The sequence below is a fragment of the Pseudomonas sp. CCOS 191 genome (assembly GCF_001007005.1).
Classification (GTDB): Bacteria; Pseudomonadota; Gammaproteobacteria; order Pseudomonadales; family Pseudomonadaceae; genus Aquipseudomonas; species Aquipseudomonas soli.
This window is the reverse complement of the sequence record NZ_LN847264.1, coordinates 4,450,619-4,466,031: the sequence shown is the minus strand read 5'-3', so window position 1 is coordinate 4,466,031 and position 15,413 is coordinate 4,450,619. Positions and strand designations below refer to the sequence as shown.

Sequence of the window (15,413 nt, the reverse complement as noted above, 5' to 3'; positions counted from 1 at the left end):
ATCCCAGGATACTCACATGGCCTGTAAGGTTGATTAAAGCAGTGAATGGCGACGTTCATTCCGGTGGGAGCTAAACATTGGCAAGGTTTGCCTACCGCTTCGCAGGAGCTTAGGAAGCTTCCCACAGCTTTATCGGACCCAGGCTAATTTGCAGGGCCAGGGCCAGAGGTGAAAGTCGCTAAGTTCTGCAGGATAGGCAAGCGACAGGGACAGCCATGCAAGCACAAAGGACTTATCAGGATTATCTAAACAAGGAACGGTCATGTCGTGGATTTTCCTCATGCTCATTGCCATTGTCGTCGGACTTTTCGTTGATTGGGCATGTCGCTCAACACGGGTCAGGATTTTTCTGTATGTGGTTTGCATGAGCGCTGGCATGACGAGTTGTACGCAACTGGCTAATCGGCAGTTCTTACTGCTCGATGGACTTGAGTGGATGATACTTTTTGTCTCTGTTGCTACGCCGCTACTCTATAAACGCTCATCTTATTTCGAGCGAGATAGAGATTGATGATGCGTGGGCCTCTCGTGGGTCAAGCCCCCTGCCACAGGCTTTTCGATTTGGCCATGGGAGCGAGCTGCTCCCGCGACAGGATTGAAGGGTAGCCATGACTGAGATCTTTCTTCTTACCCTTTATGGGCTGGTCGCCGGCCTATTGCTTGACTGGGCATGTCGCTCACCAACGCTAAGATGCTGCGTCTGCGTGGCTTTGATGGCAACGGGCATAACGGCGTGCACACAACTTGGTGAGCGTGAATTCTTGCGGCTGGATGGGATGTACTGGTGGTTTCTGTGTGATGCAGTTGCAACGCTGCTGCTTTTCAAGCGTTCCCGCTATTTCGAGCGTGACCGCGACTGAACGGCGGGCACAGGCAGCATCGATTTCGCAAATCTGCGACAATCGCGCCTCTTACGCCTGCCGATCATGAAAAAGCAGCATTCGCCTGCATCATTAAAAAGCCCCATGACAGACCACGCCATCGACCAACTGCTGAACAACCTCGACCACGCCATGATCGCCGACCGCCATCGGCTGCGTCGGCAATTGCACGAATTGCGCAAGCGCCCCGACGAGGGCAAGCTCGCGCAGTGGGTGGAAAAGGTCCAGGCGTCCTGCGCCCAGGTCACCGCGCGCCAGCAGAGCGTGCCGAGCATTCGCTACGACGACAACCTGCCCATCGCCGCCAAGCGCGACGAGATCAAGAAGGCCCTGGCCGAGCACCAGGTGCTGGTGATCGCTGGCGAGACAGGTTCGGGCAAGACCACCCAGTTGCCGAAGATCTGCCTGGAGCTGGGCCGTGGCAGCCGCGGTCTGATCGCCCACACCCAGCCTCGGCGGATCGCCGCGCGCAGCGTGGCGGCGCGGGTCGCCGAGGAGCTGGGCACGCCGTTGGGGGCGCTGGTGGGCTACCAGGTGCGCTTCGAGGACCAGAGCGATTCGAACACCCTGGTCAAGCTGATGACCGACGGTATCCTGCTGGCTGAGACCCAGCACGACCGCTTCCTCGAACGCTACGACACGATCATCGTCGACGAGGCTCACGAGCGCAGCCTGAACATCGACTTCCTGCTCGGCTACCTCAAGACCCTGCTGCATCGCCGTCCGGAACTGAAGCTGATCATCACCTCGGCGACCATCGATCTGGAGCGTTTCTCCAAGCACTTCGACGGCGCGCCGATCATCGAGGTGTCCGGCCGTACCTACCCGGTGGAAACCTGGTACCGCCCGCTGACCAGCGAGCAGGACGAGGAGGGCAACCAGGTCGAGGAAGACCTCTCGGTCGACCAGGCGATCCTCGCCAGCCTAGACGAGATCGCCCAGCACGAGCGCAGCCAGGGCAAGGGCCCGGGCGACGTGCTGGTGTTCCTGCCCGGCGAGCGCGAGATCCGCGACGCCGCCGAGATCCTGCGCAAGGCGCAGTTGCGCCACACCGAGATCCTGCCGCTGTATGCGCGGTTGTCGCCGGCCGAGCAACAGCGGATCTTCCAGTCCCACAGCGGCCGGCGCGTGGTGCTGGCGACCAACGTCGCCGAGACTTCGCTGACGGTGCCGGGCATCCGCTACGTGATCGACAGCGGCACCGCCCGCATCAGCCGCTACAGCTACCGCGCCAAGGTTCAGCGCCTGCCCATCGAAGCCGTTTCGCAGGCCAGCGCCAACCAGCGTAAAGGCCGCTGCGGCCGGGTCGAGCCGGGTATCTGCATCCGCCTGTACAGCGAGGATGACTTCAACGGCCGGCCGGCGTTCACCGATCCGGAGATCCTGCGCACCAACCTGGCGGCGGTGATCCTGCAGATGCTGCACCTGCGCCTGGGCGCGATCGACGCCTTCCCGTTCATCGAGCCGCCGGATGGCAAGGCCATCAGTGACGGCTTCAACCTGTTGCAGGAGCTGTCGGCGGTCAACCGCGAGAACCAGCTGACACCGCTGGGCCGCCAATTGGCGCGTCTGCCGATCGATCCTCGTATGGGCCGCATGCTGCTCGAAGGTGCCCGCCAGGGCAGCCTGCAGGAAGTGCTGATCGTCGCCAGCGCATTGTCGGTGCAGGACCCGCGCGAGCGCCCACCGGAGCGCCAGCAGGCCGCCGACCAGGCCCATGCCCAGTGGAAGGATGTCGATTCCGACTTCGCCGCGCTGGTCAATCTATGGCGCGGTTTCGAGGAGCAGCGCCAGGCGCTGACCGCCAACCCGCTGCGCAACTGGTGCCGCAAGAACTTCCTCAACTACTTGCGCTTGCGCGAGTGGCGCGACGCCCACCGCCAGCTGGCGCTGATCTGTCGCGACCTGCAACTGACGATGAACAAGGATGCCTGCGACTATCAGCGCATGCACAAGGCGATTCTCAGCGGCCTGCTCAGCCAGATCGGCCAGAAGACCGAGGAGGGCGACTATCAGGGTGCGCGTCAGCGGCGGTTCTGGATTCACCCGTCGTCGGGCATTGGCCGCAAGCGGCCGCAATGGGTGATGGCTGCCGAACTGGTGGAAACCACCAAGCTGTATGCGCGCATGGTGGCCAAGATCGAGCCGGACTGGATCGAGCCGCTGGCCACCCACCTGATCAAGAAGAACCACTTCGAACCGCACTGGGAGAAGAAGCGCGGCCAGGTGGTGGCCTACGAGCAGATCACCTTGTACGGGTTGATCCTGGTCGGACGCCGCCCGGTGCATTTCGGCCCGATCGACCCCGTCACTTCCCGCGAGCTGTTCATCCGCGATGGCCTGGTCGGCGGCGAGATTCAGTCCCGGGCCAAGTGCCTGGCGGCCAACAAGCGCCTGCTGGAGCAGCTCGACGAACTGGAGGCCAAGGCCCGTCGACGCGACATTCTCGCCGACGAAGAGACGCTGTACGCCTTCTACGAAGCGCGCCTGCCCGCAGAGATCCACCAGACCGCGACCTTCGATGCCTGGTACCGGATGACCAGCCAGAAGGACGCCAACCTGCTGATCATGCGCGAGGAGGACGTACTGGCCCGCGAGGCCAGCGAGGTCACCGCAGCGCAGTACCCGGATCACTTGCAGGTGGGCGAACTGCGCCTGTCGCTGAGCTACCACTTCGAACCGAACCATCCACGTGACGGCGTGACCGTGCGGGTGCCGGCGCCGTTGCTGCCCAACCTGCCGGGCGAACGCCTGGAATGGCTGGTGCCGGGCCTGCTCGAGGCCAAGTGCATCGCCCTGGTGCGCAACCTGCCCAAGGCCCTGCGCAAGAACTTCGTGCCGGTGCCGGACTTCGTCAAGGCGGCACTGTCGCGCATGGTCTTCGGCCAGGGCGCGTTGCCCCAGGCACTTGGCCATGAGCTGCTGCGCATGACCGGGGCGCGGGTGTCCGACGAGGCCTGGGCGGAAGCGACCGGGCTGGTGGAAGGCCATCTGCGCATGAACATCGAAGTGGTCGATGCCCAGGGCAAGTTCCTCGGCGAGGGCCGCGACCTGGCCGAACTGACTGCCCGTTTTGCCGCCGCCAGCCAGGCCGCCCTGGCCTTGCCGCGCAACGACAAGGCCGAGCAGCCGGTGCAGGCCAAGGTATTCGAGCAAGTGGCGCAGACCGCCCAGCAGAAGATCGCCGGGCTGTCGATGACCGTGTACCCGGCACTGGTCGAGGACAACGGCACGGTGCGCGAGGGGCGGTTCTCGACCCAGGCTGAGGCCGAGTTCCAGCACCGACGTGCCCTGCAGCGCCTGCTGCTGCAACAGCTGGCCGAGCCGGCCAAGTTCCTGCGCGGCAAGCTGCCGGGGCTGACCGAATTGGGCTTGCTGTATCGCGAATTGGGCCGGGTCGAGGCACTGGTGGAGGATATCCTGTTGGCCAGTCTCGACAGTTGCGTGCTCGAAGGCGAAGACCCGCTGCCCCGTGATGGCGCGGCCCTGGCCTCGCTGGCCGAACGCAAGCGCGGCAATTGGAGCGAGCATGCCGAGCGCCTGGCGCGCCTGACCTTGGAGGTGCTCAAGCTGTGGCATGGCTTGCAGAAGCGCTTCAAGGGCAAGATCGACCTGAGCCAGGCGGTGGCACTCAACGATATCAAGCAGCAACTGGCCAACCTGGTGTATCCGGGCTTCGTGCGCGAGACGCCGGGGGCCTGGTTCAAGGAATTGCCGCGGTATCTCAAGGCAGTGGAACTGCGCCTGGAGAAGCTGGGGTCGCAGGTGCAGAAGGACCGGGTGTGGAGTGGCGAGCTGGCCAATTGCTGGGCGCAATACCAGGCCCGTGCCGACAAGCATGCCCAGGAAGGCAAGCGCGATGAGCAACTGACCTTGTACCGCTGGCTGCTGGAGGAGTACCGGGTGTCGTTGTTTGCCCAGCAGTTGGGGACCAAGGTGCCGGTTTCCGACAAGCGACTGAGCAAGCAGTGGAGTCAGGTGGAAGCCTAACCGTTGCAACTTGTGGCAAACTTGACGGAATTTGCGGCCGCTTTGCGGCCCATCGCTGGCAAGCCAGCTCCCACAGGGTACGCATTGAACTGAGGGGAGCTGGCTTGCCAGCGATCGAGGGCCCAGCCCTCGTCTGCGAATTGGTACCAAGGTGCCATTATGTTGCCCTTTTCCCGGCCTGCGCCGCATGGCGATGGCCTTTGACCAGAGGAACGACCGTGCATAACGTCGTCATCAGCGGCACCGGCCTGTATACCCCGGCCCAGAGCATTTCCAACGAAGAACTGGTGGAGTCCTTCAACACCTGGGCACAGCGTTTCAACCGTGACAATGCCGCCGCCATCGAGCGTGGCGAAGTCGAGGCGGCGCCGCTGTCCGATGCCGCCTTCATCGAAAAGGCCTCGGGCATCAAGAGCCGCTTCGTCATGGACAAGGCCGGCATCCTCGATCCGCAGCGCATGAAACCGCGCCTGCCGGAGCGTTCCAACGACGAACAGTCGATCCTCTGCGAAATGGGCGTTGCCGCTGCGCGTCAGGCGCTGGAACGTGCCGGGCGCACCGCCGCCGATGTCGACGGGGTGATTGTCGCCTGCTCCAACCTGCAGCGCCCCTACCCGGCCATTGCCATCGAAGTGCAGCAGGCGCTCGGTATCGAGGGCTTCGCCTTCGACATGAACGTCGCCTGTTCGTCGGCCACCTTCGGCATCCAGACGGCAGCCAACAGCGTGCAGTTGGGCCAGGCCCGCGCGGTGCTGGTGGTCAGCCCGGAAATCTGCACCGGCCACTTGAACTTCCGTGACCGCGACAGCCACTTCATTTTTGGTGATGCCGCCACCGCGGTACTGATCGAACGTGCCGACCTGGCCACCTCCGCGCACCAGTTCGATATCGTCAGCACCAAGTTGTGGACCGCGTTCTCCAATAACATCCGCAACAACTTCGGCTTCCTCAACCGCGCCGCGGAAGAGGGTATCGGCTCGCGCGACAAGCTGTTCGTGCAGGAAGGCCGCAAGGTATTCAAGGAAGTCTGCCCGAAGGTCGCCGAGCTGATCGGCCAGCACCTGGACGAAAACGGCCAGCAGCCGAGCGACGTCCAGCGTTTCTGGCTGCACCAGGCCAACCTGAGCATGAACCACCTGATCGTCAAGAAGCTGCTGGGCCGCGAAGTGGACGAGCAAGAGGCCCCGGTGATTCTCGACCGTTATGCCAACACCAGCTCGGCAGGGTCGGTGATCGCCTTCCACCTGTACCAGGATGACTTGGCCAAGGGGTCGCTGGGTGTGCTGAGCTCGTTCGGCGCGGGTTATTCGATTGGCAGCGTGATCCTGCGCAAGCATTGATGCTTGCCTGACTCGTGGGAGCGGGCTTGCCCCGCGATTGCGTCATCAGCCTTTGCACAGCGGTAAGGTTGATGACGCCATCGCGGGGCAAGCCCGCTCCCACGTTCATTGCAGGCAAAAAAAGCGGGAAATGCTGGATGGGGTCAGCATTTCCCGCTTCAGGGTGGAGCCAAGGAGCCTGTTGCTTAGAACTTCGCTTCCAGATCCACCTGCAGGGTGTCTACGTCAGCATCGCTGTTCGGCAGGTTGGAGAAGTCGGTCTTGGCCATCAGGTAGGCCGCGCCCAGGGAGAAGTTCTTGTCGATCTCGTAGCCGACCTTGAACTTGTGGCCACGCGAACCGGTGAAGCCGTTGCCGAAGTCGGAATCGGTGAAGGCGCTGACCACCGCGTTACGCTGCACGTCGCGGTAGTTGTAGTCCAGGCTCCAGGCGCCGACCTTGGTTTTCAGGCCCGCCAGCCAAGCCTTGTCCTTGCCATCGGTGCTTTCGGTGTTCTTGACGAACTGGCCATAGGCCGAGAGCGGGATGGCAAAGCCGGTGAAGTCCACCTGGCCGAAACCTTCCACCAGGTTGAACTCGTTGGTGGTGTTGCCCAAGGCACGCAGGACGGTCGACTCCTTGTCGTTGTCGTAGCCGTAGATGCTGCCGCCCACGGTGAACTTGAGGGTGTCGGCCGCGTTGAACTTGGCACCCAGCTGGCCGTGGTACAGCTGCGCGTCGTGCTTGAACTGCACGCCGTCGCCGTCGACGTTGTCCTTGAGGGTGTAGTGGCCGGCACTGCCGAACAGCTCGGTGGCGCCCAGGTTGGTCTTGTAGGTGACCGCCACGCCTTCGGGGTTGATGTCGCTGTCCCAGATGATGTCGCCCATGCTCACCCATGGCTGGGCCATCTTGCCGCCGATCAGGTGCAGGTTGGGGATGGCGGTCGGGTGCCAGTCGAGGTAGGCCAGGTCGACCCACAGCGATTTCTTCTCGAAGTAGTTGTCCAGGCTCTGGTTGGTCGAGCGGGCATCGGCGCTGCTGCCGGTGGCCACACGCACGCCGGCGTCCACTTGCGGGTTGATCTCGCTGTAGAAGCCGACACGGGCGCGGACGCGCTCACGGTCCTGGTTGCCACTGCGCGAGATCGGGTTGTCGACGTTGACGTCTTCGTAACGCAGGCGCACATCACCCTTGATCTGGGTCTTGGCGGCCCACGCCACTTTCTGTTCGAACGAGCTCATGCGCTCGGACTGGGCCTTCTGGTCAGCCTTTTCCTTGGTTTCCTTTGCCAGGTCGCCCTGCAGTTCGTTGTACTGCGCCTGGTTGATCGAGCCATTGGCGCGGAGCATTTCGAGCAGCTTGGCGTCGACAGCAGCACTGGCCGGAGTACTCAGAGCCAGCATCATGCCGGTGAGGCTCACTCCAGTAAGTGTAGAAACAAGACGCATAAGGTTCTCCCTGTTGGAAAAAGTGGGGAGGCTCAAGCGCCCGCCCCCAAGTTGGCATGTCTTCGGAAAGGGCCTGACTAGACAGGTTCTGGGGTTCCGGAAAACAGGCGCAAGTATTGCGGGGGCGAATGACAGAATAATGTCTAAACAGTGGCACTGTTGTTAAGTAAAGCGGCCGTCATTTGAGTGTCACGGTCGACTTGGCAATACTGGCACTCTCTTTTCAGCGAGTTGCAAACGTGATCAGCCTCCACAGCCTTGCCCATCTGCGCGACCTGCCGGCGACCACCTGGGACGCGCTGGTGCCTGACGCCCAGCCGTTCCTGCGCCATGCCTTCCTCACGGCCATGGAGGACAGTGGCAGCGTGGTGCCTGACACTGGCTGGGCCGCCGAACACCTGGTGCTGGAACGCGACGGTGAGGTGCGGGCGCTGCTGCCTGCGTACCGCAAATGGCATTCCTTCGGCGAGTACGTGTTCGACCACGGCTGGGCCGATGCCTGCGAGCGCGCAGGTATCGCCTACTACCCCAAGCTGCTGGGTGCGGTGCCGTTCAGCCCGGTGACCGGCCCACGCCTGTTGGCCGCTGACCCGAGCGATGGCCTGTTGCTGTTGCAGGCCATCCCCGAGTACCTGGGCAAGGGCGGGCTGTCGGGCGCGCATATCAACTTCACCGACACTGCGCTGGATGAGGCCCTCGCCGGTCTGCCAGGCTGGATGGAACGCTTGGGTTGCCAGTTCCATTGGCGCAATCGGGGTTATCGCGACTTCCAGGACTTTCTCGACACCCTCAGCTCACGCAAGCGCAAGCAGATGCGCAAGGAGCGCGAACAGGTGGCGGGGCAGGGGATCGACTTCGCCTGGTATCGGGGCGACGAGCTAAGCGAGGCGCAGTGGGATTTTGTCTACCTGTGTTACGCCAACACCTACGCCGTGCGCCGACGCGCGCCCTACCTTACCCGTGAATTCTTTAGCCTGATCGCCGAGCGCATGCCCGAGGCCATCCGGGTGGTCATCGCCCGCCAGCAGGGGCGCGAGGTGGCCATGGCGCTCAGCCTGATCGGCGGTGACAGCCTGTATGGACGGTACTGGGGGTGCCTGGATGAATTCGACCGTCTGCATTTTGAGACCTGTTTCTACCAGGGCATGGATTTCGCCATTGGCGAAGGGCTGCAGCGTTTCGATGCCGGGGCCCAGGGTGAGCACAAGCTGATTCGCGGCTTCGAGCCGGTGATCACGCGGTCGTGGCATTACCTGATGCATCCGGGATTGCGCCGGGCGGTGGAGGATTTTCTCGGGCAGGAGCGGGTCGGGGTGCGGGCTTATGCCGAGGAGGCGCGGGGGATGTTGCCGTATCGCCAGGCATGAAGATCAAGGGGCAGGTGGGAGCGGGCAAGCCCGCTCCCACGCCGATTTTCCCATGCCGTTTTCTGTATCAATCCACCCCGACGAACCCACCCGTCTGGTGATGCCACAGCCGCGCATACAGGCCACGCTGCGCCAATAGCTCAGTGTGGCTGCCACTCTCGACGATATGCCCCTTGTCCAGCACGATCAGCCGGTCCATGCGGGCGATGGTCGACAGGCGGTGGGCGATGGCGATAACCGTCTTGCCTTGCATCAGCGTCTCCAGGCTCTCCTGGATCGCCGCCTCGACCTCCGAGTCCAGCGCTGAGGTGGCCTCGTCCATGATCAGGATCGGCGCGTTCTTCAGCAGCACCCGGGCAATGGCGATGCGCTGGCGCTGGCCGCCGGAGAGCTTCACGCCCCGCTCGCCGACATGGGCGTCGAAGCCGGTGCGGCCCTGGGCATCGGACAGCTGCGGGATGAACTCGTCGGCCCGCGCCCGGCGTACAGCCTCCCAGACCTCCTCGTCACTGGCATCCGGCCGGCCGTACAGCAGGTTGTCGCGGATCGAGCGGTGCAGCAGCGAAGTGTCCTGGGTGATCATGCCGATCTGCGCGCGCAGGCTGGCCTGGTTGACCTCTGCGATATCCTGGCCGTCGATGAGGATGCGCCCGCTGTCGATGTCGTACAGGCGCAGCAACAGGTTGACCAGGGTCGACTTGCCGGCGCCGGACGGGCCGATCAGGCCGATCTTCTCGCCGGGGCGGATATCCAGGTTCAAGGCATCGATCACCTTGCCGCCCTTGCCGTAGTGGAAGTCGACATGGTCGAAGCGCACCGCGCCGCGGCTGACCTTGAGTGCTGGCGCGTGGGGCTTGTCGCTGACGGTGACCGGCTGGGCGATGGTCTGCAGGCCGTCCTGGACCATGCCGATGTTCTCGAAGATGCCGTTGACCACCCACATGATCCAGCCGGACATGTTGACGATGCGGATCACCAGGCCGGTGGCCAGGGCGATGGCACCGACGCTGATCAGCGACTGGCTCCACAGCCACAGGGCAAGGCCCGTGGTTGCGACCACCAGCAGGCCGTTCAGCGAGGTGATGACCACGTCCATGCTGGTGATCACCCGCGAGGCCAGCTGGGTCTTCTCGGTCTGTTCGCTGATCGCCTCGCGGGCGTACTGCTGCTCGTAGTCGGTGTGGGCGAACAGCTTGAGCGTGGCGATGTTGGTGTAGCCATCGACGATGCGCCCCATCAGCTTGGAGCGGGCATCGGAGGAGATCACCGAGCGTTCCTTCACCCGCGGCACGAAGTAGTACAGCGCGCCGATATAGCAGGCGATCCACACCAGCAGCGGCAGCATCAGCCGCCAGTCGGCCTCGGCGAACAGCACCAGTGCGCTGATGGCATAGATCAGCACGTGCCACAGCGCGTCCACCGCCTGTACCGCCGAATCGCGCAGGGAGTTGCCGGTCTGCATGATGCGCTGGGCGATGCGCCCGGCGAAGTCGCTCTGGAAGAAGTTCAGGCTCTGCTTGAGCACATAGGTGTGGTTCTGCCAGCGGATCAGGCTGGTCATGCCCGGGCTGATGGTCTGGTGCACCAGCAGGTCGTGCAGGCCAAAGAACACCGGCCGCAGCACCAGCACCACCACCAGCATCCAGATCAGCTCGCCACTGTGCTCGCTGAAGAAGTTGGCGTTGGGCGTGCCCTGGGCCAGGTCGATGATCCGGCTCAGGTAGCTGAACAGCGCCACCTCGATCAGCGAGGCGATCAGCCCGACGATCAGCAGGGCAACGAAGCTCGGCCAGACCTGGCGCAAATAATAGAGATAGAAGGGCCAGACCTTGCCGGGAGGCGCCTCGCTGGGCGCCTCGCGGAAGATGTCGATCAACTGCTCGAAACGACGGTACAGCATGGGTGACGACACTCCTGTTCGACCCGACTCACGTCCCTGTGCGGCGCGGGATCAATCGATGCGTTTGGCCGACTTGATGTAGACCGGATCCGCCGGCACATCGCGCATGCCTTTCTTGACGGTGGTCGGCGAGTTGACGATCTGGTCGACCACCTCCATGCCCTTGGTGACCTTGCCGAACACCGCGTAGCCACGGTCGCGGCCCGGGTTGAGGAAGTCGTTGTCGGCGACGTTGATGAAGAACTGGCTGGTGGCCGAGTTCGGGTCGGAGGTACGCGCCATGGACAGGGTGCCACGGGTGTTCTGCAAGCCGTTGCTCGCCTCGTTGCGGATCGGATCCTGGGTGCTCTTCTGTACCATCTGGTCGGTGAAGCCACCGCCCTGGACCATGAAGCCCGGGATCACACGGTGGAAGATGGTGTTGTTGTAGAAACCGCTGTCGACGTACTGGAGGAAGTTCTTGGTACTGATCGGCGCTTTTTCTGCGTTCAGTTCGATTTCGATCTTGCCGAAGCTGGTGACCAGCTCAACGTGCGGGGTCTTGTCGGAGGCCATGACGCTGGTGGCGAAGGCGACCGAGCAGGCGGTGAGCAGAAGTTGTTTCAGCATGGGCTCAATGATCCTTGAGAGGTGGAAGCGGCTGCGAGGAACTGCAGCAGGGTCTGGTTGAAGACCTCAGGTTGGTCCAGGGGCGTAGCGTGCCGCGAATCGTCGATGACCGCCAGTCTGGCGTTGGGCATCAGGGCGACATAACGCTCCTTGAGTTGTATTGGTGTGTAATCGTGGTCGGCGGCGATCACCAGGGTGGGACAGCGGATCTGGCCGATGCGTTCCTGTACGCCCCAGTCGACGATGGCGTCGAAGCTTTTCAGGTACGCACGCTTGTCGTTGCGTGCCCAGCGCTCGGCCATCTTGCGCCGCAGCTCGGCCTGCCCCGGCTTGGGAAACAGCCGTTCGGCCAGGCCCTTGCCGACGGTCTCGACGCTGAGCAGGCGCGCCAGGCTCCAGCGCTTGAGCCACCAGATCCAGTCGCTGCGGGTGCGGCGCTTGACCTCCGGGGCGCTGTTGACGATGCACAGGCTGCGCAGCCACTCGGGGTGGTCGACGGCGAACTGGAAACCGAGCATGCCGCCCATGGACAGGCCGACGAAGTGCACCGGACCGGTGTCCAGGTGACGGAGCAGGGCCAGGAGATCCTCGCTGAAGGTCTTTATCTGGTAGCCCGAGCGAGGCTTGGACGATTGCCCGTGGCCGCGGATATCCATGAGGATTACCCGGTACTGGCGGGCGAGCTCGGGCACCTGCAATTCCCAGTCCTGGCTGCTCGAACCCAGCCCGTGCAGCAGCACCAGGGGCTCGCCCTGACCGTATTCCTCGTAATGCAACTGGCATCCTTGGTGTTCGAAAACGGCCATGGGCGCGGTCCTCTCAGGCTTGTGGGGGGGCTGCGAAGGGCACGTCCAGCGGCGCGGTGTCGAAGTTGCGCAGCAGTTCGATAAGGATCTGCGTGGCCGGGCCCAAGGTCTTTTCCTTGCTCGAGTAAAGGTAGAACAGTGGATGGCGGCTGCCACCCTGATCCAGCGGCAGGGGCTTGAGCACGCCTTCGCGCAGCTCGCGCTCGATCATGTGCCGGGGCAGCCAGGCAAAGCCCAGGCCGCTGCCGACGAAGGTCGCCGCGGTGCCCAGGCTGCCTACCGTCCAGCGCTGCTCGGCGCCTAGCCAGCCGACATCACGCGGCTGGGCCCGACCGGAGTCGCGGATTACCACCTGCAATTGGCTTTCCAGGTCCTGGAAGGTGATTTCGCGACCCATGCGGTGCAGGGCATGCTCGGGGTGGGCGACGGCGATGAACTCTACCGGGCTCAGTTCGGTGCCCAGGTAACCGCCGATGTTGAAGCTGCTGATGGCAAGGTCGGCGATGCCTTCGTGCAGCACTTCCTCGACTCCGGACAGCACCTCTTCACGCAGGCGCACCCGGCAGCCGCGGCTCTGCGGCATGAACGCTGCCAGGGCGCGTACCAGGCGGGCGCTGGGGTAGGCGGCGTCGACCACCAGGCGCACTTCGGCTTCCCAACCCTGCTCCATGTGGTGGGCCAGGTCTTCCAGCTGGCTGGCCTGCTTGACCAGTTGCCGCGAACGGCGCAGCAGCACGCTGCCGGCCTCGGTCAGCACCGCCTTGCGCCCATCGATGCGCAGCAGCGGCACGCCCAGTTGCTCCTGCATGCGCGCCACGGTGTAGCTCACCGACGATTGCGAGCGGTGCAGGGCCTCGGCGGCCTGGGCGAACCCGCCGTGGTCGACCACCGCCTGCAGGGTCCGCCACTGATCCAGGGTAACGCGCGGTGCTTTCATCCAGGGCTCCTGTTGTCCTAAGCTGCGCTCTTCCCAAGGAGAGCGCCCGTATGAAGAAATGTTGTGCGGCTTTGCTGTTGTGCCTGCCCCTCGGGGCCATGGCTTACCCGATCGACGTGGAGAAGGAACTGACCGGGGTCAAGGTCGACTACACCGCCTACGACACGGCCTATGACATCGGCTCGATCAGCCTCAACAACTATGGGCAGGTGCCGGCGGCATGCAAGGTCACCTTCCGCAACGGCCCCGAGGCGCCGAGGGTGCGCCGGGTCAACGTGCCTGCAGGCAGAAGCGTGGATGTCACTGCCAAGTTCAACCGGCAGATCATCAAGCTGCGCATCGTGCTCGACTGCAAAGCGGAATAAAACAGGTTAATCGATAGGTTGATCCCACTTTTTACGCTTTTTTATCGATAGGTCAACCTCTAATCTCACCTCCATCGAATCGCCACCCCTTACCGCCGATGGAGGCACACATGTCCCGCGTACTGATCATCGAAAGCAGCGCCCGCCAGCAGGATTCCGTTTCTCGCCAACTGACCCTGGACTTCATCCAGCAATGGCAAGCGGCGCATCCGGCCGACGAGATCACGGTGCGCGACCTGGCGGTGAACCCCGTGCCGCACCTGGACGCCAACCTGCTCGGCGGCTGGATGAAGCCCGAGGAACAGCGCAGCGCTACCGAGCGTGAGGCACTGGAGCGCTCCAATGCGCTGACCGACGAGTTGCTGGCCGCCGACGTGCTGGTGATGGCCGCGCCGATGTACAACTTCACCATCCCCAGTACCCTGAAAGCCTGGCTGGACCACGTGCTGCGCGCCGGCATCACCTTCAAGTACACCCCGACCGGGCCACAGGGGCTGCTCAACGGCAAGCGCGCCATCGTCCTGACCGCCCGCGGCGGCATCCATGCCGGTGCCAGCAGCGATCACCAGGAACCCTACCTGCGCCAGGTGATGGCGTTCATCGGCATCCACGATGTGGACTTCATCCATGCCGAAGGCCTGAACATGAGCGGCGAGTTCCACGAGAAGGGCCTGAACCAGGCCAAGGCCAGACTGGCCGCGGTGGCCTGAGCCGCGACGAATTCCCAACCCTGACACCTTGTTGCTCCTTTGGGTGTGCCTGCCCGGCCATAGAAATGGCCGGGCTTTTTTTGCTCGCAGAAAGTGCGCATCCTGTGCTGGCGATGGGCTGCGCAGCAGCCCCACAATCCCCATGGTTGAACTGCCCAGGCCCAACCCGCTAAGGTCCCCGCCTTGATCCACGAGGGCCAACCATGGGCTACCTGATAATCGTCGCGCTGATCCAGGCGTACTCTTTCAACCTGATCGGCGAATACCTGGCCGGCCATGTCGACAGCTACTTCGCCGTGCTTGTGCGGGTGTTGCTGGCCGGGTTGGTGTTCCTGCCACTGACCCGCTGGCGCCAGGTCGAACCACGCTTCATGCGCTCGATGCTGCTGATCGGCGCGCTGCAGTACGGCATCACCTATGTCTGCCTGTACCTCAGCTTCCGCGTGCTGACGGTGCCGGAGGTACTGCTGTTCACCATTCTCACCCCGCTGCATGTGACCTTGATCGAGGATGCCCTGAACCGCCGCTTCAACCCCTGGGCGCTGCTTGCCGCCCTGGTGGCAGTGGCCGGCGCGGCGGTGATCCGCTTCGACACGGTCACCGGCGAGTTCTTCATCGGCTTCCTGCTGCTGCAACTGGCCAACTTCACCTACGCCGCCGGGCAGGTGCTGTACCGCCATCTGGTGGCCCGCCACCCCAGCGACCTGCCGCACTACCGCCGGTTCGGCTATTTCTACCTGGGCGCGTTGCTGGTGGTATTGCCGGCCTTCCTGCTTTTCGGCAATGCCCAGCACCTGCCGAGCACCGATACCCAGTGGCTGGTGCTGCTGTTCCTCGGCCTGTGTCCGACCGCATTGGGGTTGTACTGGTGGAACAAGGGCGCCTGCCTGGTCTCCGGTGGCACCCTGGCGGTAATGAACAACCTGCATGTGCCGGTGGGCTTGCTGCTCAACCTGCTGATCTGGAACCAGGACGAGCCACTGGGGCGGCTGGCCATTGGCGGTACGGTGATCCTGGCGTCGGTCTGGTTGAGCCGCTTGGGCGGCCAGCGCGTGAGGCTGCCGGGAGCGGCCTGAGG

Annotated in this window: 12 protein-coding genes; 7 read left to right on the top strand and 5 right to left on the bottom strand. The window is 63.5% G+C overall.

Features of this window, described 5'->3' with window-relative positions:
* The first annotated feature begins 608 nt into the window (after nucleotides 1–608).
* The 3 genes from CCOS191_RS19765 (at nucleotide 609) to CCOS191_RS19755 (ending at nucleotide 6,211) form a co-directional block, all read left to right on the top strand.
* Entirely contained in the window at nucleotides 609–860 is a 252-nt protein-coding gene (locus tag CCOS191_RS19765; RefSeq protein WP_046856654.1) for a hypothetical protein, read from the top strand.
* 105 nt (nucleotides 861–965) lie between these two features.
* Nucleotides 966–4,871 (top strand): ATP-dependent RNA helicase HrpA, encoded by a 3,906-nt coding sequence (hrpA, locus tag CCOS191_RS19760; protein WP_046856653.1) that lies wholly within the window; start codon nucleotides 966–968, stop codon nucleotides 4,869–4,871.
* Between the two features lie 218 nt (nucleotides 4,872–5,089).
* Nucleotides 5,090–6,211 (top strand): beta-ketoacyl-ACP synthase III, encoded by a 1,122-nt coding sequence (locus tag CCOS191_RS19755; RefSeq protein ID WP_046856652.1) that lies wholly within the window; start codon nucleotides 5,090–5,092, stop codon nucleotides 6,209–6,211.
* Nucleotides 6,212–6,396: 185 nt separating this feature from the next.
* Here the strand turns inward: CCOS191_RS19755 and CCOS191_RS19750 are convergent, their stop codons facing one another.
* Nucleotides 6,397–7,641, bottom strand: a complete 1,245-nt coding sequence (locus tag CCOS191_RS19750) for a putative porin (RefSeq protein WP_046856651.1) — start codon at nucleotides 7,639–7,641, stop codon at nucleotides 6,397–6,399.
* A gap of 239 nt (nucleotides 7,642–7,880) precedes the next feature.
* Here CCOS191_RS19750 and CCOS191_RS19745 point away from each other — a divergent pair, with 239 nt between their 5' ends.
* Nucleotides 7,881–9,008, top strand: a complete 1,128-nt coding sequence (locus tag CCOS191_RS19745; protein ID WP_046856650.1) for a GNAT family N-acetyltransferase — start codon at nucleotides 7,881–7,883, stop codon at nucleotides 9,006–9,008.
* 67 nt (nucleotides 9,009–9,075) lie between these two features.
* On the opposite strand, the gene CCOS191_RS19740 is transcribed toward CCOS191_RS19745, so the two are convergent.
* The 4 genes from CCOS191_RS19740 to CCOS191_RS19725 are packed head-to-tail and all read right to left on the bottom strand — an operon-like array spanning nucleotide 9,076 to nucleotide 13,260.
* Nucleotides 9,076–10,908 (bottom strand): ABC transporter ATP-binding protein, encoded by a 1,833-nt coding sequence (locus CCOS191_RS19740; RefSeq protein ID WP_046856649.1) that lies wholly within the window; start codon nucleotides 10,906–10,908, stop codon nucleotides 9,076–9,078.
* 51 nt (nucleotides 10,909–10,959) lie between these two features.
* Entirely contained in the window at nucleotides 10,960–11,517 is a 558-nt protein-coding gene (locus CCOS191_RS19735; RefSeq protein WP_046856648.1) for a peptidylprolyl isomerase, read from the bottom strand.
* Nucleotides 11,511–12,323 (bottom strand): alpha/beta fold hydrolase, encoded by an 813-nt coding sequence (locus CCOS191_RS19730; RefSeq protein WP_046856647.1) that lies wholly within the window; start codon nucleotides 12,321–12,323, stop codon nucleotides 11,511–11,513. Before CCOS191_RS19730 ends, CCOS191_RS19735 begins: the two co-directional genes overlap by 7 nt.
* A 13-nt stretch (nucleotides 12,324–12,336) precedes the next feature.
* Nucleotides 12,337–13,260, bottom strand: coding sequence for a LysR family transcriptional regulator (locus CCOS191_RS19725; RefSeq protein WP_028693074.1), 924 nt, complete (start codon nucleotides 13,258–13,260; stop codon nucleotides 12,337–12,339).
* 50 nt (nucleotides 13,261–13,310) lie between these two features.
* Here CCOS191_RS19725 and CCOS191_RS19720 point away from each other — a divergent pair, with 50 nt between their 5' ends.
* From CCOS191_RS19720 to CCOS191_RS19710, 3 genes are all read left to right on the top strand, one after another.
* Nucleotides 13,311–13,625 carry a hypothetical protein gene (locus tag CCOS191_RS19720; protein WP_023629501.1) on the top strand — a complete coding sequence of 105 codons (315 nt, stop codon included), beginning with the start codon at nucleotides 13,311–13,313 and terminating at the stop codon, nucleotides 13,623–13,625.
* A gap of 110 nt (nucleotides 13,626–13,735) precedes the next feature.
* Nucleotides 13,736–14,335 (top strand): FMN-dependent NADH-azoreductase, encoded by a 600-nt coding sequence (locus CCOS191_RS19715; protein WP_023629502.1) that lies wholly within the window; start codon nucleotides 13,736–13,738, stop codon nucleotides 14,333–14,335.
* Between the two features lie 203 nt (nucleotides 14,336–14,538).
* Nucleotides 14,539–15,411, top strand: a complete 873-nt coding sequence (locus CCOS191_RS19710) for a carboxylate/amino acid/amine transporter (protein ID WP_046856646.1) — start codon at nucleotides 14,539–14,541, stop codon at nucleotides 15,409–15,411.
* Nucleotides 15,412–15,413: the final 2 nt, after the last annotated feature.